13 protein-coding genes are annotated in these 20069 nt (G+C 64.7%); 7 read left to right on the top strand and 6 right to left on the bottom strand.

Translation table 11 applies throughout. The features are described from left to right. Positions 1–70: 70 nt before the first annotated feature. From I6F37_RS22730 to I6F37_RS22720, 3 genes are read right to left on the bottom strand one after another with little or no spacing between them, the layout of a single operon-like run. Positions 71–3535: an error-prone DNA polymerase gene (locus I6F37_RS22730; protein ID WP_036006059.1), complete on the bottom strand. Its 3465-nt coding sequence runs from the start codon at positions 3533–3535 to the stop codon at positions 71–73. After that, positions 3532–5127, bottom strand: coding sequence for a DNA polymerase Y family protein (locus tag I6F37_RS22725; protein ID WP_225152744.1), 1596 nt, complete (start codon positions 5125–5127; stop codon positions 3532–3534). Before I6F37_RS22725 ends, I6F37_RS22730 begins: the two co-directional genes overlap by 4 nt. Continuing rightward, positions 5024–5812 (bottom strand): ImuA family protein, encoded by a 789-nt coding sequence (locus I6F37_RS22720; protein ID WP_225152743.1) that lies wholly within the window; start codon positions 5810–5812, stop codon positions 5024–5026. The genes I6F37_RS22725 and I6F37_RS22720 overlap by 104 nt, the downstream gene beginning before the upstream one ends. Positions 5813–5974: 162 nt before the next feature. Here I6F37_RS22720 and I6F37_RS22715 point away from each other — a divergent pair, with 162 nt between their 5' ends. Then, positions 5975–7210, top strand: a complete 1236-nt coding sequence (locus I6F37_RS22715; RefSeq protein ID WP_036006068.1) for a putative DNA modification/repair radical SAM protein — start codon at positions 5975–5977, stop codon at positions 7208–7210. Further along, complete coding sequence (locus I6F37_RS22710; RefSeq protein WP_036006070.1) at positions 7210–8652, top strand: UdgX family uracil-DNA binding protein; 1443 nt, start codon at positions 7210–7212, stop codon at positions 8650–8652. Before I6F37_RS22715 ends, I6F37_RS22710 begins: the two co-directional genes overlap by 1 nt. 104 nt (positions 8653–8756) lie before the next feature. Here the strand turns inward: I6F37_RS22710 and I6F37_RS22705 are convergent, their stop codons facing one another. Continuing rightward, a complete protein-coding gene (locus tag I6F37_RS22705; RefSeq protein ID WP_036006072.1) occupies positions 8757–9929 on the bottom strand; it encodes a M20 aminoacylase family protein in 1173 nt (390 codons plus the stop codon). Between the two features lie 171 nt (positions 9930–10100). Between I6F37_RS22705 and I6F37_RS22700 the strand changes: the two genes are divergently transcribed. Continuing rightward, entirely contained in the window at positions 10101–11720 is a 1620-nt protein-coding gene (locus I6F37_RS22700; protein WP_036006074.1) for a GMC family oxidoreductase, read from the top strand. Positions 11721–11733: 13 nt separating this feature from the next. Next, positions 11734–12615, top strand: coding sequence for an alpha/beta fold hydrolase (locus I6F37_RS22695; protein WP_036006076.1), 882 nt, complete (start codon positions 11734–11736; stop codon positions 12613–12615). Positions 12616–12653: 38 nt separating this feature from the next. On the opposite strand, the gene hpnO is transcribed toward I6F37_RS22695, so the two are convergent. Continuing rightward, a complete protein-coding gene (gene hpnO / locus I6F37_RS22690) occupies positions 12654–14045 on the bottom strand; it encodes an aminobacteriohopanetriol synthase HpnO (protein ID WP_036006078.1) in 1392 nt (463 codons plus the stop codon). Between the two features lie 141 nt (positions 14046–14186). Between hpnO and I6F37_RS22685 the strand changes: the two genes are divergently transcribed. Next, positions 14187–14849 (top strand): DUF2147 domain-containing protein, encoded by a 663-nt coding sequence (locus tag I6F37_RS22685; protein WP_036006080.1) that lies wholly within the window; start codon positions 14187–14189, stop codon positions 14847–14849. Here the strand turns inward: I6F37_RS22685 and I6F37_RS22680 are convergent. After that, the gene (locus I6F37_RS22680) at positions 14817–17405 is read right to left on the bottom strand and encodes an MMPL family transporter (protein WP_036006082.1); all 2589 of its coding nucleotides are present in this window, start codon (positions 17403–17405) and stop codon (positions 14817–14819) included. The genes I6F37_RS22685 and I6F37_RS22680 overlap by 33 nt on opposite strands. A gap of 456 nt (positions 17406–17861) precedes the next feature. Here I6F37_RS22680 and ispH point away from each other — a divergent pair, with 456 nt between their 5' ends. Continuing rightward, positions 17862–18788, top strand: coding sequence for a 4-hydroxy-3-methylbut-2-enyl diphosphate reductase (ispH, locus tag I6F37_RS22675; RefSeq protein ID WP_036006084.1), 927 nt, complete (start codon positions 17862–17864; stop codon positions 18786–18788). 36 nt (positions 18789–18824) lie between these two features. Further along, entirely contained in the window at positions 18825–19985 is a 1161-nt protein-coding gene (gene hpnH / locus I6F37_RS22670; protein ID WP_036006086.1) for an adenosyl-hopene transferase HpnH, read from the top strand. Positions 19986–20069: the final 84 nt, after the last annotated feature.

Raw genomic sequence — 20069 nt, 5'->3', positions numbered from 1 at the left:
AAGCCCGGGCATGACGACTGAGAATGAGGCGCAATCATCGCAACAAACGTCGGCAGTAGCCCGCGCTCGCTCAATGAAAATCCCGCGACGGCGGCAGGATACGGACGTTGCGGGGGTGACGGATTTTTTGCGCGGGCATGTCCGTAAGCGCGCGAGGGTCTTCGTTCAGCGGTTCGACCACGGTGGCGCCTGCGGGCAGCGGATGCTTGCGGCCGAGCGCATCGTTGGCCAATCCGACCAGATCGTGCGAGCGATCGATCATGCGCTGGGCGATGAGATGCGTCACCTTCTCCGGGCTGCTCTGGATGTAGCCTTCGACCAGGATGAGGCGCGCGCCCATCACTTCTTTCCGGTACTGCTCCATGATCTTGGGCCAGACCACGACATTGGCGATGCCGGTTTCGTCCTCCAGCGTCATGAACACGACGCCGCTGGCGCTGCCCGGCCGCTGCCGCACCAGGACCACACCGGCGCAACGGACGCGGCGCCGCTCGTTCTCATGGCTGATCTCCTTGCAGGCCACGATGCGCTCGCGCGTAAACATCTCGCGCAGGAATTCCATCGGATGGCCCTTCAGCGACAGGCGGATGGTCTGGTAGTCCGCGACCACCTGCTCGGCGCGCGGCATCGCCGGCAGCGGTTTTGCGCCTTCGTCCGGCTGCTCGCGCGCGGTCGCCGCCTCGAACAGCGGTAGCGGCACGTCGTCGGGCAGCCGCCGCACCTGCCACAGCGCTTCGCGGCGGTCGAGCCCGAGCGAGCGGAACGCATCGGCATCCGCCAAGAGGATCAGCGCGCGCTTGGGCAGACCGGTGTCGCGGGCGAAATCCTCCAGCGAGGTGAAGGGACGGCGGTTGCGCGCGGCAATGATGCGGTCGGCCCAGTCCTGGGCTTTCTCGACACCGTCATTCCGGGGCGACGCGTCAGCGTCGAGCCCGGAATCCATTCCTCCGCCAGGCGTATGCGGCGCGATGGATTCCGGGTTCGCGCTACGCGCGCCCCGGAATGACGACTGAGAGCGCTTCAGGCGCTCCTCATCCTCGTCCAGCCAGTGGAATCCATCGATCTGGCGAAAGCCGAGGCGCACGGCGCAATACTGACCGCTCCCCTCCTCCAGCGTGTTCTGTGCAAAGCTGTAGGACACGTCGATGTCGCGCACCTCGACGCCGTTCTTGCGGGCGTCGCTGACGATCTGCGCCGGCGCATAAAAGCCCATCGGCTGCGAATTCAACAGACCGCAGCAGAAGGCGTCGGGATGATAGTGCTTCAGCCACGACGAAATGTAGACCAGCTGTGCAAAGCTCGCGGCATGGCTCTCCGGAAAGCCGTAGGATCCAAATCCCTTGATCTGGTCAAAGCAGCTTTTGGCGAAGTTGGGATCGTAGCCGCGCGCCACCATGTTGCCGATCAGCTTCTCCTCATATTGGCCGATGGTGCCGACATTGCGGAAGGTCGCCATCGAGCGGCGCAGGCCGTTGGCTTCCTCGGAGGTGAAATGCGCGGCCTGGATCGCAATGCGCATCGCCTGCTCCTGGAACAGCGGGACACCGAGCGTCTTGTGCAGCACCTTGTAGAGTTCGTCCTTGTCGCCATGCTCCGGCGACGGAGACGGATAGCTCACCTTTTCCAGCCCGTTCCGCCGCCGCAAATAAGGATGCACCATGTCGCCCTGGATCGGCCCGGGGCGCACGATCGCGACCTCGATGACGAGATCGTAGAAGGTGCGCGGCTTCAGCCGCGGCAGCATGTTCATCTGGGCGCGGCTCTCGACCTGGAACACGCCGAGCGATTCCCCGCGGCACAGCATGTCGTAAACCCTGGGGTCGTCCTGCGGGACGCTCGCCAGCATAAAACGCTCGCCCTTGTGCTGGTCGATCAGATCGAAACATTTCCTGATGCAGGTCAGCATGCCCAGCGCCAGCACGTCGACCTTCATCATGCTCAGTGCATCGACGTCATCTTTGTCCCATTCGATGAAGGTGCGGTCGTCCATCGCGGCATTGCCGATCGGCACATAGGTGTCGAGCCGGTCCTGGGTCAGCACATAGCCGCCGACATGCTGGGACAGATGGCGCGGGAATTCGATCAACTCGGTCGCAAGCTCGACCGCGAGGTTGATCATGGGATTGTTCGGATCGAGCCCGGCCTGCCGGACCTGCATGTCGTTGAGGCCCTTGCCCCAGCTGCCCCAAACGGTGTCGGCGAGCGCGGCAGTGACGTCCTCGGTCAGGCCGAGCGCCTTGCCGACGTCGCGGATGGCGCTGCGCGGGCGGTAGTGGATGACGGTGGCGATGATCGCGGCGCGGTGGCGGCCGTAGCGGCGATAGACATATTGCATCACCTCCTCACGGCGCGAATGCTCGAAATCGACGTCGATATCGGGCGGCTCCAGCCGCTCCTTGGAGATGAAGCGCTCGAACAAGAGGTCCACCTTGGTCGGATCGACCGAGGTGATGCCGAGCACGTAGCACACGGCCGAGTTCGCCGCCGAGCCGCGGCCCTGGCACAAAATGTTCTGGCTGCGCGCGTAGTGGACGATATCGTGCACGGTGAGAAAGTAATGCGCGTATTTCAGCTCGGCGATCAGCGCGAGCTCCTTCTTCAGGGTCGCGCGCAGCTTGTCGTCGATCTTGCCGCCGAAATATTTGTCGACGCCCGCCCAGGTCAGGTCCTCCAGATGCCCCTGCGCGGTCTTGCCCGGCGGTACCGGCTCGTCGGGATATTGATACTTCAGCTGATCGAGCGAGAACTCGATTGCGTCCGCAAAGCGCATGGTCTGCGCAATCGCCTCGGGAAAATCGCGGAACAGCCGCGCCATTTCGCGCGGCGTCTTCAGGAAGCGCTCGGCATTGGCCTCTAATTTCCGCCCAATCGCCTCGATCGTGGTCTTTTCCCGGATGCAGGTCAGCACGTCCTGGAGCGGACGGCGGCGGGGATCGTGATACAGCACCTCATTGGTTGCGAGCAGCGGCACCTTGGCCTTTGCGGCGAGATCATCGAGCCGCAAGAGGCGACGCTTGTCGTCGCCGCGATAGAGCAGGCTCGCCGCCAGCCACACGCCCTCGGCACGGCTCGCCTTCAGCTTTGCGAGGACATCCAGCGCCCGCGCCAGCTCGAAACGATGCGGCAGCGTCAACACCAGGAGCTGGCCTTCCGAGAATTCCAGGAGATCGTCAAGCCTGAGATGACACTCGCCCTTTTCGATCCGCGTGATGTCGTCGCCGCGCTTGCCCCTCGTGAGGAGCTGGCACAGCCGGCCATAGGCGGCGCGATCGCGTGGATAGACCAGGATGTCGGGCGTGCCGTCGATGAAGACGATGCGGGCGCCGATCAACAGTTTCGGCTTGTGCAGCACCTCGTCATTGTCGAGCTCGTTCCAGGCGCGCACCACGCCGGCGAGCGTGTTGTGATCGGCAATGCCGATCACCGGAATTCCTAAAGCGCTCGCCTGATGCACATAGGCGCGCGGATCCGAGCCGCCGCGCAGGAAGGAGAAATTGGTGGTGATGCCGATCTCGGCATAGCTAAGCGTATTCATGCGAAGAGACCGTGCACATACCAGCCGGGAGACGCAGGCTTGCCGTCACCGTCGAACACCTCGCCTTCATAGAGACCGTCGCGAAAGATCCAGAAGCGCAGGCCTTCGGCATCCTCGATGCGGAAATAATCCCGCGTCAGCTGCTTGCCGTCCTGCCGCCACCATTCCATCGCGATGCGCTCGGGCCCCTCTACCCGCACCACCGCATGCAGCGCGCGCCGCCAGGTGAATTGATGCGGCGGGCCATCGGGCACGGTCGCGAACGGCACCTTGATCGGCTCCGGCTTGTCGAACAGCCGCAAGGGACGCAGCGGCGGCTCGCTCGCGACGCGCGTCGGCCATTCGGCCTGCATGGCAGCAGCGAGATGATGCTGCGCCGATGCGGCCCGCACCGCGCTTTCGGGGATGTGGGTATCCTGCGGCAGGTGCACGACGACACGCCTGCCGCCGATCCGCGCGGCGATGCGGTCGATCAGCGCCGCGAGCTCGTCATTGTCGTGGACATGGGCATCGAGATCGCGCTGCTCCTGCACCACGATTTCGGTGCGGCTCGCCGACAACCGCACCATGTCGAAGCCGAAGCCGGGATCGAGGGGATCAGCGAGTGCATCGAGCCGCTCGCGGAACAAGCGGTCGACCACGGCGCTTCTGGTCACGGGACGTCCGGTCTCGACCGTGATCGTGCGCACCACGCCGTCGGTGCGGAAGAACGCGGCTTCAAGCCGCCGCGCGCCTTTGCCCTGCTTCTCCATGGACGCGATCAACGTGTCGGCGAGCCGCGACAGCGTCATCGCGATCATGGTGTCGGTCGCGATCGGCTCGGCAAAGCGTTTTTCCACGATGTAGTCGGGCGGCGGTTTGCGCGGGCTGATCGGCGCATCGCCCTGCCCCAGCGCATGGGCGAGCAGCGTGGAGAACCGCGCACCGAACCGCGCCGTGATCTCATGGGAGCTGCGGGAAGCGACATCGCCGATGGTCTTCAGCCCGGCGCGGCGCAGGCCGGTGGTGATGGCTTCACCCGCACCGAGCGCGGAGACTGGAAACGACCTGATCGCCTCCGCCTCGCCGCCATCGGCCACGATGGTGCCGGATACCTGCCGCGTCAGCGTGCGGGCGCAGATCGAGGTGCCCGCGATCGCCGCGCTGACGGCAAAGCCTTGCCGGCCGAGCGCACGGACCAGCGTCTTGAGCAGCGCGGCCTCGCCGCCGAACAGATGCGCGCAACCGGTGATGTCCAGGAACAGCCCGTGCGGTGGATCGAGCGCCACCAGCGGCGTGAAGCGGTCACACCAATCGGCGATATCGCTGAGCGTCTTCGCATCGGCCACGGTATCGGCGTCGAACACACGCAAATCCGGGCACATCGCCCGCGCATTGGCCAGCGGTTGGCCGATATACAGGCCGAGGCGCTCGGCGGCCTCGTCCAGCGCATGGATCACCAGCGCATTGTTGTCCTTGATGACGACAATGCTCGGCTCATGGTTGGTTTTACCCAGCCCGGCGCTGCCAAGGAACCGCTGGATCCTGTCGATGGGCAGGCGCGGCAGCCACAGGCTGAGGATACGTCGACGGTTCACTGAACTGGCACTCATCACAATTCCATTCCATGATCCACCGGCCGCAGGGGCCATGACGATTGCGCAAGAGCTCGGCATCGAACACCGGCGCGCCCCAGGCACTCCACACCGAGCCCGGCGGCGAAGGCGCCGCACGCAGCATCCATCGTGTCTCCGCGGTCGAGGGCAGCGGCTGCGCGGCCATCCGCAGCAAGAGGCCGGTCACGCCCGAGCCTTGCGCGGCCAGCGTCAGCTTGCGGCTCGCCACCAGATCGAACTGCCTGGTCTCGCCCCAGAGCTCGAGCACGACGGCGCCGAGCGCATCGCAGGCAAGCGCATCGGCCGAGGTGCGTAGCGCGCTCTCGACATCGGCGGCGCGCACCATCACCACACAGCGCGGATCGAGGCCGAGCTCGGATAGCCCGCTCATCGACAGCGCGCCGGTTTCGAGCTCCGAAAAATCCTGCCGCACCCACAATAGCGGCCGGCGCGCGCTCACGCGTCCCGCAAGGCCCATGACGAACCCCGTCGCGGCCGCGCCCTGTCGCCCCTCGCAAAACACCTCGTGGATCGCCGCGCGCGCGAGCCCGCCCTTCAGCGCGGCGTCGGCCGCGCCATGGCCGAGCGCGATGCGATCGCGCGGATGCACGACTTCCGCCGTCTCGATGCGCTCGATCTGGCCGCGCAGGATCGCAAGCGCGCTCATACGTGCGCCGCTCATGCTCGCCGCTCCTCAGAGGTGATTGCCGATGGCTCTCAAAAAAAGAACCAGCGGCTGGCTCATTTGTTCATGATATGTTCTAATATAAAGCTAACGGCGCCGGCAGAGTCAATCGAATTGGCGCATCCAAAGATTCATGAGCGGAATCAAAGAGATTCAAACATGGACGTACAACGCAAGCTGGAGATTCTGGCGGATGCCGCCAAATACGACGCATCCTGCGCCTCCAGCGGTACCGAGAAGCGGGATTCCAGCGACGGCAAGGGCATGGGCTCGACCGCGCCGGGCATGGGCATCTGCCATTCCTACGCGCCGGACGGACGCTGCATCTCCCTGCTCAAGGTGCTGCTGACCAACGCCTGCAATTACGATTGCCTTTATTGCGTCAACCGCGCCTCCTCGAATGTCCCACGCGCCCGCTTCACCATCGACGAATTGGTCAGGCTCACGCTCGACTTCTACCGGCGCAATTACATCGAGGGCCTGTTTCTCTCCTCCGGCATCATCCGCAGCCCTGATTACACGATGGAGCAAGTGGTGAGCGTCGCGCGAAAACTGCGCGAGGAGCATCATTTCCGCGGCTACATCCATCTGAAGACCATTCCCGAGGCCGACGACGCGCTGATCGCCGAGGCCGGCAAATATGCCGACCGCCTTTCGATCAACATCGAGATGCCTGAGGAGACGAGCCTGCAGCAATTCGCGCCGGAGAAGGACGTGCGCGCGATCCGCCGCACCATGGGCCGGCTGCGGCTGAAGCTGGACGAGGCCGAGGAGAGCCGCAGCGCCAAGACGAAGGCCAAACCGCAGCGCTTCGCGCCCGCCGGACAAAGCACGCAGATGATCGTCGGCGCAGATAGCGCCTCCGATCACACCATTCTCCACACCAGCGCCAATCTCTACGGCGCCTACCGGCTGCGGCGCGTCTATTACTCCGCCTTCAGCCCGATCCCCGATGCCAGCCGCGCGCTGCCCCTGCGCGCGCCGCCGCTGCTGCGCGAGCACCGGCTCTACCAGGCCGACTGGCTGATGCGGTTCTACGGCTTCGACGTTGGCGAAATCGTCGACGACAGCGCGATGCTGCCGCTCGACATCGATCCCAAGCTGGCCTGGGCGCTGCGCCACCGCGACCGCTTCCCGCTCGACGTCAACCGCGCCAGCCGCGAGGAGCTGCTGCGCGTTCCGGGCTTCGGCACCAGGACGGTCGAACGCATCATCGCGACGCGGCGCACCACCACGATCCGCCTCGCCGATCTCGCGCGGCTGCATGTGCCCCGCAACAAGGCGCTGCCGTTCATCGTCCTCAGCGATCACCGCCCCTCACCGCATCGTCTCGATGCCGCCGGGTTGATCGAACGGTTCAAGCCGAAAGCAACGCAACTGGGATTTGGCTTCTGATGCAGTACATCATGCTCGACACCGAAACCGATTACGACGGCTGGCGCAAAGCCGCGCGCAGCCTCGTGCTCCATCACGTGCCGCCCGGCGCGGTCACCTGGACCGTGCAGGGCCACGAAGCCGAGCTGTTCGCACCGTCCTCGCCGTCTCCGATCCTCGAGGTGAACGACGGCACGTTCACCGTCTCGGCAAAATTCGTCGAGCTTGCCAAGGCGGCGATCCTGCATCGCGACGGCGAGCGGTTTGCGATCCTATATCGCCTGCTGTTCCGGCTGAAGGACAATCACGATCTCATTGAGGTCGCGACCGACCCCGATGTCGCGCTTGTCACGGCCATGGCGAAAGCGGTCTATCGCGACGAGCACAAGATGCATGCCTTCGTGCGCTTCCGCGAGATCGGCCGGGAACGCCAGGCGCACTACGTCGCCTGGTTCGAGCCGGAGCATCACGTCGTCGAGCTCGCCGCGCCGTTCTTCGCCAAGCGCTTTGCCGACATGCCCTGGTCGATCCTGACGCCGGACCTCTGCGCGCATTGGGACGGCCATGCGCTCTCGTTCACGCCGGGCGTCAGCAAGAGCGAGGCGCCGGGCGAAGACCGGCTGGAGGAAACCTGGCGGCGCTACTATGCCAGCATCTTCAATCCGGCCCGGCTCAAGGTGAAGGCGATGCAGGCCGAGATGCCGAAGAAATATTGGAGGAACCTGCCCGAGGCTTCGATCATTAAGCCCTTGATCGAGGACGCCGAGCGCATGACCGGCGCCATGATCGCCAATGCCGCAACCGATCCGCACAAGCCTCAGAAGCGGCCGGAGGCTCCGATGAAACGCAAGTCAGCTGCCGACGATCTCGAAACGCTCCGCGAGGAGGCCGCGCATTGCCGCGCCTGCCATCTCTACAAGGACGCGACACAGACCGTGTTCGGCGAAGGGCCGAAGAATGCCAACATCATGCTGGTCGGCGAGCAGCCCGGCGACAAGGAAGACCTCGCCGGCCATCCCTTCGTCGGCCCGGCCGGGCAAATGCTCGATCGCGCACTGGAGGAGGCCGGCGTCGACCGCAAGAAGGTCTATGTCACCAACGCGGTGAAGCACTTCAAATTCGTGCCGCGCGGAAAGATCCGCCTGCACCAGAAGCCGAACACACCTGAGATCCGGGCGTGCCGGCTATGGTATGAGCGGGAAGTTTCGACAATCCAGCCCGATCTCATCGTGGCAATGGGCGCCACTGCCGCGCAGAGCGTGTTCGGCAAGATCACCCCCATCGGCAAGAACCGCGGCCGGTTGATCGAGCTTCCCGACGGGCGCAAGGCGCTGGTGACGGTGCACCCGTCCTATCTGCTGCGACTACCTGATCCCGAAGCCAAGGTTCTGGAATATCGGCGCTTCGTCGAAGATCTGAAGATCGCCGCCGGCCTGCAGAAGAAGGCCGCACGGGCTGCGTGAATACAGCGGGAATGGCCTCACGCCGTTGTTGACGATCCGATTTCTCAAATAGACAAGGGCCCGCGGAATGCACGGGCCCTTTCACCTGTGCTTCGGACCCGGTCCTACGACGCCGCGAGCTGCTCCTCGACCAGCTTCACCCAATAGGACGTGCCGTAGACGATCGCCTCGTCGTTGAAATTGTAGGCGGGGTGATGCAGGCCGGCGCTGTCGCCGTTGCCGCAGAAGATGAAGGCCCCGGGCCGCGCTTCCAGCATGTAGGCGAAATCCTCGCCGCCCATCAGCGGCGCCATCTCGTGGACATGGGCCTCGCCCGCGACTTGCGTGGCGACGCGCCGTGCCACTTCGGTCTCCGCCGCATGATTGTTCACGACCGGGTAATTGCGCTTGTAGTGCAGGTCGATCTTGGCGCCCGTGATCTGCGCCATGCCCGCCACGACCTCATGCACGCGCTTCTCGACCAGCTTGCGCACCTCAGGCGACAGCGTGCGGATAGTGCCTCTCAGGGTCGCGGTCTGCGGAATGACGTTGCGGGCGTTGCCGGCGTGGAATTCGCAAATCGATACGACCGCCGATTCCAGGGGATCGACGCTGCGCGAGACGATCGACTGCAGGGCCGTGATCACCTGCGCGCCGACCAGCACGGAATCGATGCATTTGTGTGGACGCGCGGCGTGGCCGCCGACGCCCTCGATCATGATGTCGACCTCGTCGGTCGCCGCCATGATGGGGCCTGGCCTGATCGCGAACGAGCCGACCGGGATGCCCGGGCCGTTGTGCATGCCATAGACCTGTTCGATGCCGAACCGCTCCATCAGGCCGTCCTTGACCATGGCCGCGCCGCCGGCGCCACCCTCCTCGGCGGGCTGGAAGATCACCACGGCATCGCCGGCGAAATTGCGCGTCTCGGCGAGATAGCGGGCCGCGCCGAGCAGCATCGCGGTGTGGCCGTCATGGCCGCAGGCGTGCATCTTGCCGGGGATCTTGGAGGCGTAAGGCAGATTGGTCTGCTCCTCGACCGGCAGCGCGTCCATGTCGGCACGCATGCCGATCACCTTGAGCCCCTCGCCGGTTGGCTTGTTGCCCTTGATTACGCCGACGACGCCGGTCTGGCCGAGACCGGTCACGACTTCGTCGCAGCCGAACTCCCGCAACCGGTCAGCAACGAATGCTGCGGTGCGGTGGACATCGTACAACAGCTCGGGGTGCTGATGGATGTCCCGCCGCCAGGCCTGGATATCGGGTTGAAGGTCGGCGACGCGGTTCACGATGGGCATGGAAGGTCTCGAACTGTTGGAAATGCAGGTCTGTCTACCATGCAAGCGTCGGTCCACCCAACCGCCGGCAATCGGGGTCTAGCCCTGTTCACCCGGCATGGCCGGGCTTGTCCCGGTCGGCTGCGTCTGCCTATTAACGGAAAGCAAAGAGACCATCCGGGTGGAAGCAGAATGCCGAGGCGACTTGAAGGTGAGTTTGACTACATTGTCGTCGGAGCCGGCACCGCGGGCTGCATCGTCGCCAACCGGCTGTCGGCTGTCCCAGGCAACCGCGTTCTCATCCTTGAAGCTGGTGGCGACGACAACTGGATCTGGTTCCATATCCCGGTCGGCTATCTCTTCGCCATCGGCAATCCGCGTTCGGACTGGATGTTCAAGACCGAGGCCGAGCCCGGCCTGAACGGCCGCTCGCTGGCCTATCCGCGCGGCAAGGTGATCGGCGGCTGCTCGGCGATCAACGCCATGATCTCGATGCGCGGACAGGCTGCCGACTACGATCATTGGCGCCAGCTTGGCCTGACCGGCTGGGGCTATGACGACGTGCTGCCGTTGTTCAAGCGCCTCGAGGACCACTTCCTCGGCGCCAGCGAGCATCACGGCGCCGGCGGTGGCTGGCGTATCGAAGCGCCGCGGCTGTCATGGGCCATTCTCGACGCGGTCGGTGACGCCGCCGAGGAGATGGGCATCAAGCGCATCCCGGATTTCAACACCGGCGACAACGAAGGCACCAGCTATTTCCACGTCAACCAGAAGCGCGGCCGGCGCTGGTCCTCGGCGCGCGGCTTCCTCAAGCCGGCCTTGAGGCGCCCCAATCTGCGGCTCGAGAAGCACGTGCTGGTCGACCGCCTCATCATCGAGCAGGGCCGCGCCGTCGGCGTGCGCTTCATCCAGAACGGCGAGATCATCGAGGCGCGCGCAAAGCGCGAGGTGGTGCTCTCGGCAGGCTCGATCGGCTCGGTGCAGGTGCTGCATCGCTCCGGCATTGGACCGGCCGACTGGCTGTCGCCGCTCGGCATCGACATCGTCATGGACAAGCCCGGCGTCGGGCGCAATCTGCAGGATCACCTGCAGCAGCGCGCGATCTACAAGGTCGAGGGCGTGCGCACGCTGAACGAGACCTATTACAATCTGTTGCGCCGCGGCCTGATGGGGCTCGACTACGCTGTCCGCCGCCGCGGCCCGCTCACCATGGCGCCGTCGCAGCTCGGCATCTTCACGCGCTCCGATGCGACGCGCGCCCGCGCCAACATCCAATTCCACGTGCAGCCGCTCTCGCTCGACAAGTTCGGCGATCCCCTGCACCGTTTCCCTGCGATCACGGTGAGCGCGTGCAATCTGCAACCGACCTCGCGCGGCACTGTGCGGTTGCGCGCGACAACGCCTGACGAGAAGCCGATCATCGCGCCAAATTACCTGTCGACCGACGACGACCGCCAGGTCGCCGCCGACGCCATTCGCACCACGCGGCGCCTGATGCAGCAGAAAGCGCTGGCCAAATATCGCCCCAGCGAATATCTGCCCGGCCCCTCCGTCGGCGACGACGATGCCTCCCTCGCAAAAGCCGCCGGCGACATCGGCACCACCATCTTCCATCCCGTCGGCACCGCGAAGATGGGCACGGCGAACGATCCAATGGCGGTGGTGGACGAGCGGTTGCGATTCTACGGCCTCGACGGCCTGCGCATCGTCGATGCCTCGATCATGCCGACGATCACCTCGGGCAACACCAACACGCCGACCGCGATGATCGCTGAGAAGGGCGCCACGATGATTCTGGAGGATGCGAAGTAGCATCCCATCGCTCATGATCGATCCGCACCGTTTCTCAATCGGTCCCGCCGACGCAGAGATCGCCATGCTGCAATGGGGCGACAGCGGCAAGCCGCCTGCCCTGCTCGTACACGGCACCGGCTTCGTCGCCGACGTCTGGCACGAGGTCGCGCGCGAGCTCGCATCGACCTACACCGTCTATGCCCTCGACCGACGCGGTCATGGCGCAAGCCACAAACCCGGCGCCTATCACTTCCTTGATTACGCCGACGACATCTGCCGGGTGGTCGATACGCTCGATCTCCGCGACATCTACGGGATCGGCCACAGCGCGGGTGCGACCGATCTCCTTCTCGCGGCGAAACTCCTGCCCGGTCGCTTCGCACGCCTGTTCGTGATGGAGCCGACCGTCATGGACCCGCGCGCGGCGCGCTCCGGAGGATTGAGCGAAGAATCGCTCGCCCGCGTGCAGGGCACGCTACGCCGACGCGCCGAGTTCGACAGTCCCGACGCAGTGTTCGAACGTTACCGCGCAGCACCGGCGTTTGCGGATTGGACCGAAACCTCGCTACGGACGTATGTGCGCCACGGCTTCGCGCCCCTGGATGACGGCCGCGTCCGGCTCTGCTGCACGCCCAAAATCGAAGCCGCGATCTTGCTTCCCATCTACGAGGCGATGGAGCAGGTCTACATTGGGGATGCCCGCGGCAATCCGTTCGCGATGCTCAGCGAAATCGACTGCCCGGTGCGCGTCACGACAGCGGCGAAGTCGGGTCCAATCTACAAGGAGATGGCGCGACGCGCTGTGTCGCTGATCCCGGGTGTGACCACACGGATTTTCGAGAATGCCGGCCACTGCGTCGCGCAGGAAGTGCCGGAGCACGTGGTGGAAGCCGTGCGCGAGTTTGCCAAATAAGGTTCGGCCGCGGACCGAGGCGGCCTGAGCGAACGTCTCTAAGCCGACCTGCGCACCGCGTTGTCCACCAGCGTCTTGCCGAGCGACCAGATCGCACCGGGGACCTTGTGGCTGCCGGCGATGACGTCGTCGAAGGCGCGCTCGATCCAGGCGCAGTCTTCCTCGGTGATCGTGAGCGGCGGCAAGAGCTTGATGGTGTGGCTGCCGTGGCCGGCGACTTGCGTGAGGATCTTGTGATCCTTGAACAGCGGCACGGTGATGAGCTGGCAGAACAAGCCCTTGTTGGCGGTCTCCAGCACGTTCCAGGAGGCCCGCAGGCGCAGCGACTTCGGGGGGCCGAATTCGATACCGATCATCAAGCCCTTGCCGCGGACTTCCTTGAGCAGCTCGTAGCCTGGCACCATGCGCGTCAGCGCGAGGCGCAGCTCGGCGCCGCGCTTGGCGGCCGCATCGATCAGCTTCTCCGATTCCATGACGTCGAGCGTGGCTATGCCCGCGGCCATCGCGAGGTCGTTCTTGGAGAAGGTGGAGCCGTGCACCACCGCGCGGTCCATCTGGTTGAAGATCTTGTCGAAGATGCTCTTGCGCGTCAGCACGGCGCCGACCGGCACGTGGCCGCCCGACAGCGACTTCGACAGCAGCACCATGTCGGGCTCGACGTTCCAGTGCTCGACCGCGAGGAAGCGGCCGGTGCGGCCCATGCCGGTCTGGATCTCGTCGGCGACGAACAGCGTGCCGTATTTCTTGCAGAGCGCGGCCGCGCCGGGCAGGAACTCGTCAGTGGGCATGTTGACGCCCTTGCCCTGGATCGGCTCGACCACGAAGGCTGCGACCTCGCGCGAGGCCAGCGCCTTTTCCAGCGCCGCCAGGTCGTTGAACGGGATCGCGGTGCAGCCCGGCAGCAGCGGCTCGAAGCCGGTGCGGAAATTGGCATCGCCGGTCAGCGACAGCGCGCCGTAGGTCAGTCCGTGATAGCCGTGCGCGCAATAGACGATGCCGGGACGCCCCGTCGCGCCGCGCGCGAACTTGATCGCGGCCTCGACGCATTCGGCGCCGGAATTGGCGAAGAACGCCTTGTCGAGATAGGGAACGTATTTCAGGAGGCGCTCAGCCAGCACACCTGCGAGCGTCGAGACGTCGAATTGGACGAGGTTGGGCAGGTCGGCATCGAGCACGCTCTTGAGCGCCTCGCGCATGACCGGATGATTGCGCCCGATCGCAAACACGCCGAAGCCGGACAACAGGTCGAGATAGCGCGCGCCCTCACGGTCGTAGAGATACTGCCCATGCCCCTTCTGAAAGCCGACATCGTAGCCGATGGTCTTGAGAACCCGGACGAACTGCTCGTTCAGATACCGGTTATGCAGGGTGCTGCGCTGGGCCTGACGGTCCGCGAATAGCTGAGACATGTCTGGATTTGGGCTGTGCATCCGCTACATACTTCGGTTGAGGGCCGTCTCGTCAACTGAAAACGGACCGTTACTGAAAACGGTCTGTGCGGCCTTTTGCCCTTTTTCGGACCATCTTCGCAAGCACAGCTTTAGACCATGTTGCACTGCCAAGGAACACACATGCGTTTGGCCCTTTACACCGGACTAATACTGGCTGGCGGTTACGCCGGCCTGACGCCCGCGCTCGCCGCGGATCCGACCGGCGACTGGCGGGTCGCCGACGGCGTTGCCAACATTCGCGTCGCCCAATGCTATGGCAGCATGTGGGGCGCGGTTTCCTGGGAAAAACAGCCCGGCGGACGCGACGAGAACAATCCGGACGCCTCGAAAAAGAACAGGCCGACGCTCGGCATGGCAACCCTGATCGACATGAAGAAGAAGCCCGGCGTCGATCAGTGGGAAGGACAGGTCTACAACGCCAAGGACGGCCAGCTCTACAGCGCGACCATCACGCCGGCCGGTCCCGACCAGCTCGAGATCAAGGGCTGCGTCATGGGCTTCCTCTGCGGCGGCGAAACCTGGACCCGGGTCGGCCCGCCGATCCCTTCGAGCCCTGCCAACGCCATGGCCAAGGGCGCAGCGAAATCCAGCGGCACTGCGCCGAAGCCCCAAGGGGGGCAAGCGGGGCAAGGGGCCCAAGCAGCCCAAGCCGGGAGCGGCACCACCACGCCTGCGCCCGCAGCTCCCAAGGCCGCCGGCGCAGCCAAGCCCGGTCAGAAGGGCGCCGCCGACCCGGTCGGCGACATCTGCCTACTCGCTGAGATTGCGGGGTTTGCCCATTAGGGCCGGCTGGAACAGCAGCACGGCGGCGAGCGTCGTCACCAGCGACAGTGCCAGCAGCTTGCCCATGCTGGACGTGCCGGGATGGCTCGACAGCCACAGGCTGCCGAACGCGGTCGCGGTCGTCAGCGCGCTGAAAAAGATCGCGCGCGTCAGGCTGGTCTGGAGCAGGTTCGTCCTGCCCGAGCGCCAGGCCACGACATAATAGATCTTGAAGGCGACGCCGACGCCGAGCAGCAGCGGAAGCGCGACGATGTTGGCGAAGTTGAGCGGCAGGCCGATCAACACGCAGATCTCGAGCGTCACCGCGCCGGCAACCAGCAGCGGCACCAGCGTCATCAGCACGTCGACGAAGCGGCGCAGCGTGATCCACAGCAGCAGCCCGATCACCAGCAGCGCATAGATGCCGGCGTGGATGAACGCCTTCACAACGGTGTCACCGGATTTCAGGATCGAGACCGGACCGCCGATCGCAGTCGGCTCGGCCTGGAGAACCGCCGCCGCGAATTTGCGCAGCGTATCGTTGTCGTTGGGATCGCCCTTGGGCAGCGCCTCGACGCGGATGATGCCGTCCTTGCTCTTCCAGGCGCTGACGAGATCGGGCGGCAGCGAGCTCAGGGTGACGGGACCTGCCTGCATCGCGTTCCTGAGCTGGTCGAACACGATCTTCAATGGCGCGACGAACACGTCCTGCGCCTTGTTGCGCGTGGCCTCGTCGCCGTTGGCGAGCTTCTCGAGCGCGTCGGCAAGACGGCGCGAGGCAACAGCGCCCGGGCCCTTCGCGTCGCCCGCGGTCCGGCGCAGATTGTCGACCGACGATTTCAGCGATTCGACATTCTCCTGGTCCGTCGGCGCCGCGTCGATCTGATCGGGGTTGAGCGCCGGATTCAACACCTTGGCGCCCTGCGCGATGAGCTTCAGCTTCGGCGGCTGGTCCTGCGGCACAAAGCTGTCGAGCGACATCACCCTGAGCACCTCGGGCACCTTCTCCAGCTTCGCCTCGACCTGCCTTGCCTGCTCCTCGGAAGTGGTCATCACGTTGATGGCATTGGCACCAGTATTGGGGTCCTTGCGCAGATCGAGGAAGGTGGCGATCGACTCGGCGTGCGGATTGCGCAGGTTCATCGGGTTGAAGTCGAACTTCATGAAGTAGAGCAGCGGCAGGCCGCCGAGCGCGAGCAGCAGCGTGCCGCCGACGATCAGCACCCGATGCTTTTCCAGGAAGTGATCGAGCGGCGCCAGGAAGGCGTACCCGACAGGCTCCGGCTCGCCGGGCGGGTTCAGAAGCTTGAGCAGTGCCGGCAGAACGGTGATCGACGAGATGAACGCCACCAGCATGCCGACGCCGGCGATCTGGCCGAGCTCTGCGATGCCCTTGTAGTCGGTCGGCATGAAGCAAAGGAAGCCCGCGGCCGTCGCCATCGCCGCCAGCGACAGCGGCACCGCCGAGCGCTTGGCTGCCAGCACCAGCGCGCCCGCGAGATCATCGTGCTTGTAGCGCTCCGAGCGGTAGCGGACGCTGTACTGGATGCCGAAGTCGACCCCTAAGCCGACGAACAGCACCGCGAACGCAATCGACAGCAGGTTGAACGATCCGACCATCATCAGGCCGGCCGCTGTCGTGATCGCCAGGCCGACGAACAGATTGACGAACACCGCGAAGATGATCTTCGACGAATGCAGTGCGAGCCAAAGGATGACCAGCACGACGAGAATCGTGCCGACGGCGTTGACGACCGCGCCCTCCTGAACGGTGGCGTATTCCTCATTGGCGATCGGCACCGGACCGGTCAGCCGCACCCGCGCCTGGTATTTGCCGGTAAAATCCAGATCCGCCGCCGCTTTCCGGATCGCGTCGGTCGCATCCTTGCCGGGCTCCAGCGCGTTGTAGTCGAGAATCGGCTTGAACTCGATGAAGGTGCGCTTGTCGGAATCCTTGAGCGGCTCGTCGCTGACGAGTTCGCGCCAGGAGAAGCTGGCGTTGCCCTTGTTGAGCACGGTCTCGACTGTCTGCGCGATCAGGTTGAAGGGCCGCTCGGTGCTGTCGAGCTTGACCTGGCCCCGCTTGACGCCGGCAAGGCCGGTCTCCAGCGCCCCGGTCAGGCCGCGGATCGAGGGATCGCCGGCCATGATCTCGATCAGCGGCGCGGCGGCTTCGAACTGGCCGGTGATCTTGCCGACCTCCTCGGTCGGCAGGAACAACAGGCCGTTCCGCTCGAAGAACGCGCCGCTGCCGAGCTGCTGCATCGAGTGGAAGTTGGTCCTGTCGTCCTTCAGCCTGGCATAGAGCGCGTCTGCCGCGGCGCTCGCCATTTCCGGCGTCCTGGCCTCGACCACAGCGAGGATCATTTCGTTCTGATCGAACGCCTTGTCGAATTGCTGGTCACGCTGCCGCCAGTCCAGATTCTGGGCAATCAGCGAGTTGATATCGGTGTTGATGGCAAAGTGGCGCGCAGCGTAATAGCCCGCCCCTACCGACAGCAGGAGCCCGAGAACGACGACGAGGGAGGCAAACCGGGTGCAGGCCCTGACGATGGCAACGACGACGCTTTGCAGCACTTCTTTTCTTTCTGCGGTTAACAGCTTGCCGGAAACGCCCGCTGTTTATCGGAGTTCCCGGCCGAAACCTATTGCTGTTTTGGGTGGTTCTCGCCGCCAGAAGGTTCGAGGTAAACGGCGGGAGACCGTGGCAAAATCATGCGGGGCGGCCGGTATAGGCAGGGAGTTGAGGCGGGAACGTGACGAAGGACTATGCAGGAATGTCGCGCACGCAGGCACACCGCAATCCCTACTAAAATACCTCACAGACGCCTCCCTCAGCGGTTCCACCTTCCCCTACCGCCGATTTTTTGACACAAAGTATTGCGCCTCCATGCGCCGGAGCCGTCCACACGGGTGGGTGGCTACCGCAGGCGCGAACCAATGGTGCGGATATTGCAACTCATTGGTCAGTATCGGAGTGCCGCTTGGGGACTGCAAAGAGCGGATTGGTGCAACTTGCGTGATGGGCGTCCAATGGAAGTTTATCTGGCGCAACCGCGCGGCTTCTGCGCGGGGGTGGTACGAGCAATCGAAATCGTGGAGCGGGCGCTGGAGAAGTACGGCCCGCCCGTCTACGTGCGCCATGAGATCGTGCACAACAAATACGTCGTCGAGAGCCTGAAGGCCAAAGGAGCCATCTTCGTCGAGGAACTCTCCGAGGTACCGCCGAAGGCGGTGACGGTGTTCAGCGCGCATGGCGTCGCCCGCAGCGTCGAGGAAGAGGCCGTCGCGCGCGACCTTCCGGTGCTCAATGCCACCTGCCCGCTGGTCACGAAAGTTCACAATCAGGGGAAGCGCTACATCGGCAAGGGCCGCACCCTGATCCTGATCGGCCACGCCGGCCATCCCGAGGTCGAGGGCACGATGGGCCAGGTCCCGGGGCCGGTGCAGCTTGTCCAGAGCGTTGAAGAGGTTAAGGCGCTGACCCTGCCGGCGGATACGCCAGTGGCCTACATCACCCAGACCACCCTGTCGGTCGACGACACCAAGGACATCATCGCGGCCCTTCAGGCCCGCTTTACAGACATTCAAGGTCCGGATATCCGGGATATCTGCTATGCGACACAGAACCGCCAATCTGCGGTAAGGGACTTGAGCAAGCTGGTCGACGTGATCTTGGTGGTGGGCGCTGCCAACAGCTCGAACTCGAACCGGCTCCGCGAAATCGGCACTGAGGCCGGCGTCGCGAGTTATTTGATTGCCGACGGCAGCGAGCTCAATCCGGAGTGGTTGAAGGATGCCAGGACCGTCGGCGTCACGGCCGGCGCTTCGGCGCCCGAGGTACTCGTGGATGACGTGATCGAAGCGATGCGGCGGATCGGACCGGTAAAGGTCTCGGTGTTGCCGGGCCGCGAGGAAAACATCGAATTCCGGCTTCCGGCCCAACTGGCCGCGAGCTGACCCACCCGAATTGAAAAGCCCAGAAAGAAACCTGTAATGGCTATCCCGTTCTTCAAGGAAATGCGTATCGGCGGCTATTTGCTCAAGCAGAAACTGCTTGGCCGCAAGCGCTATCCGCTCGTGCTGATGCTGGAGCCGCTGTTCCGCTGCAACCTCGCCTGCGTCGGCTGCGGCAAGATCGATTATCCCGATGCGATCCTCAACCGCCGCATGACGGCGCAGGAGTGCTGGGACGCCGCCGACGAGTGCGGCGCGCCGATGGTCGCCATTCCCGGCGGCGAGCCGCTGATCCACAAGGAGATCGGCGAGATCGTGCGCGGCCTCGTCGCGCGCAAGAAGTTCGTCTCGCTCTGCACCAACGCGCTGCTGCTGGAGAAGAAGCTCGATCTGTTCGAGCCCTCGCCCTATCTGTTCTTCTCGGTGCATCTCGACGGCCTGCGCGACCACCACGACAAGGCCGTGTCGCAGAAGGGCGTGTTCGACCGCGCGGTGTCGGCGATCAAGGCGGCCAAGGCGCGCGGCTTCACCGTCAACGTCAACGCCACCATCTTCGACGGCCACCCGGCCGAGGAGATCGCCAAATTCCTCGACCTCACCACCGAGCTCGGCGTCGGCGTCTCGATGTCCCCGGGCTACGCCTATGAGCGCGCGCCGGACCAGGAGCACTTCCTCAACCGCACCAAGACCAAGAAGCTATTCCGCGACGTCTTTGCGATGGGCAAGGGCAAGAAGTGGAATTTCATGCATTCCGGACTGTTCCTGGACTTCCTCGCCGGCAACCAGGAATACGAATGCACCCCGTGGGGCATGCCCGCGCGCAACATCTTCGGCTGGCAGAAGCCCTGCTACCTGCTCGGTGAAGGCTACGCGAAGACCTTCAAGGAGCTGATGGAGACCACCGACTGGGATTCCTACGGCACCGGCAAGTACGAGAAGTGTGCCGACTGCATGGCCCATTGCGGCTACGAGCCCACGGCTGCGACCGCAGCGCTCAACAACCCGCTGAAGGCGATGTGGGTGGCGCTGCGCGGCGTGCGGACGAGCGGCCCGATGGCGCCGGAGATCGACCTCTCCAAGCAGCGCCCGGCGCAGTACATCTTCTCCGAGCAGGTCCAGAAGAAGCTCTCGGAGATCCGCAAGGACGAAGCTGCGGCTGCGCAGGCGAAAGCAGCGCAGAAGGCGTCGACGGCGGCGTAAAGCGCAGAGCCCGTAGCCCGGATGGAGCGCAAGCGAAATCCGGGATGGTCTCTCCAAGGCCCCGGATTACGCTTCGCTCCGTCC

The organism is Bradyrhizobium sp. NBAIM08 (assembly GCF_020193935.1).
GTDB lineage: Bacteria > Pseudomonadota > Alphaproteobacteria > Rhizobiales > Xanthobacteraceae > Bradyrhizobium > Bradyrhizobium yuanmingense.
This window is presented reverse-complemented; position numbering and strand designations above follow the sequence as displayed.

Bases quoted from the DNA above. Each gene is read 5' to 3' on its own strand.
- I6F37_RS22730 (WP_036006059.1), bottom strand. From the start codon at position 3,535: ATGAATACGCTTAGCTATGCCGAGATCGGCATCACCACCAATTTCTCC.
- I6F37_RS22725 (WP_225152744.1), bottom strand. From the start codon at position 5,127: ATGAGTGCCAGTTCAGTGAACCGTCGACGTATCCTCAGCCTGTGGCTG.
- I6F37_RS22720 (WP_225152743.1), bottom strand. From the start codon at position 5,812: ATGAGCGGCGCACGTATGAGCGCGCTTGCGATCCTGCGCGGCCAGATC.
- I6F37_RS22715 (WP_036006068.1), top strand. From the start codon at position 5,975: ATGGACGTACAACGCAAGCTGGAGATTCTGGCGGATGCCGCCAAATAC.
- I6F37_RS22710 (WP_036006070.1), top strand. From the start codon at position 7,210: ATGCAGTACATCATGCTCGACACCGAAACCGATTACGACGGCTGGCGC.
- I6F37_RS22705 (WP_036006072.1), bottom strand. From the start codon at position 9,929: ATGCCCATCGTGAACCGCGTCGCCGACCTTCAACCCGATATCCAGGCC.
- I6F37_RS22700 (WP_036006074.1), top strand. From the start codon at position 10,101: ATGCCGAGGCGACTTGAAGGTGAGTTTGACTACATTGTCGTCGGAGCC.
- I6F37_RS22695 (WP_036006076.1), top strand. From the start codon at position 11,734: ATGATCGATCCGCACCGTTTCTCAATCGGTCCCGCCGACGCAGAGATC.
- hpnO (WP_036006078.1), bottom strand. From the start codon at position 14,045: ATGCACAGCCCAAATCCAGACATGTCTCAGCTATTCGCGGACCGTCAG.
- I6F37_RS22685 (WP_036006080.1), top strand. From the start codon at position 14,187: ATGCGTTTGGCCCTTTACACCGGACTAATACTGGCTGGCGGTTACGCC.
- ispH (WP_036006084.1), top strand. From the start codon at position 17,862: ATGGAAGTTTATCTGGCGCAACCGCGCGGCTTCTGCGCGGGGGTGGTA.
- hpnH (WP_036006086.1), top strand. From the start codon at position 18,825: ATGGCTATCCCGTTCTTCAAGGAAATGCGTATCGGCGGCTATTTGCTC.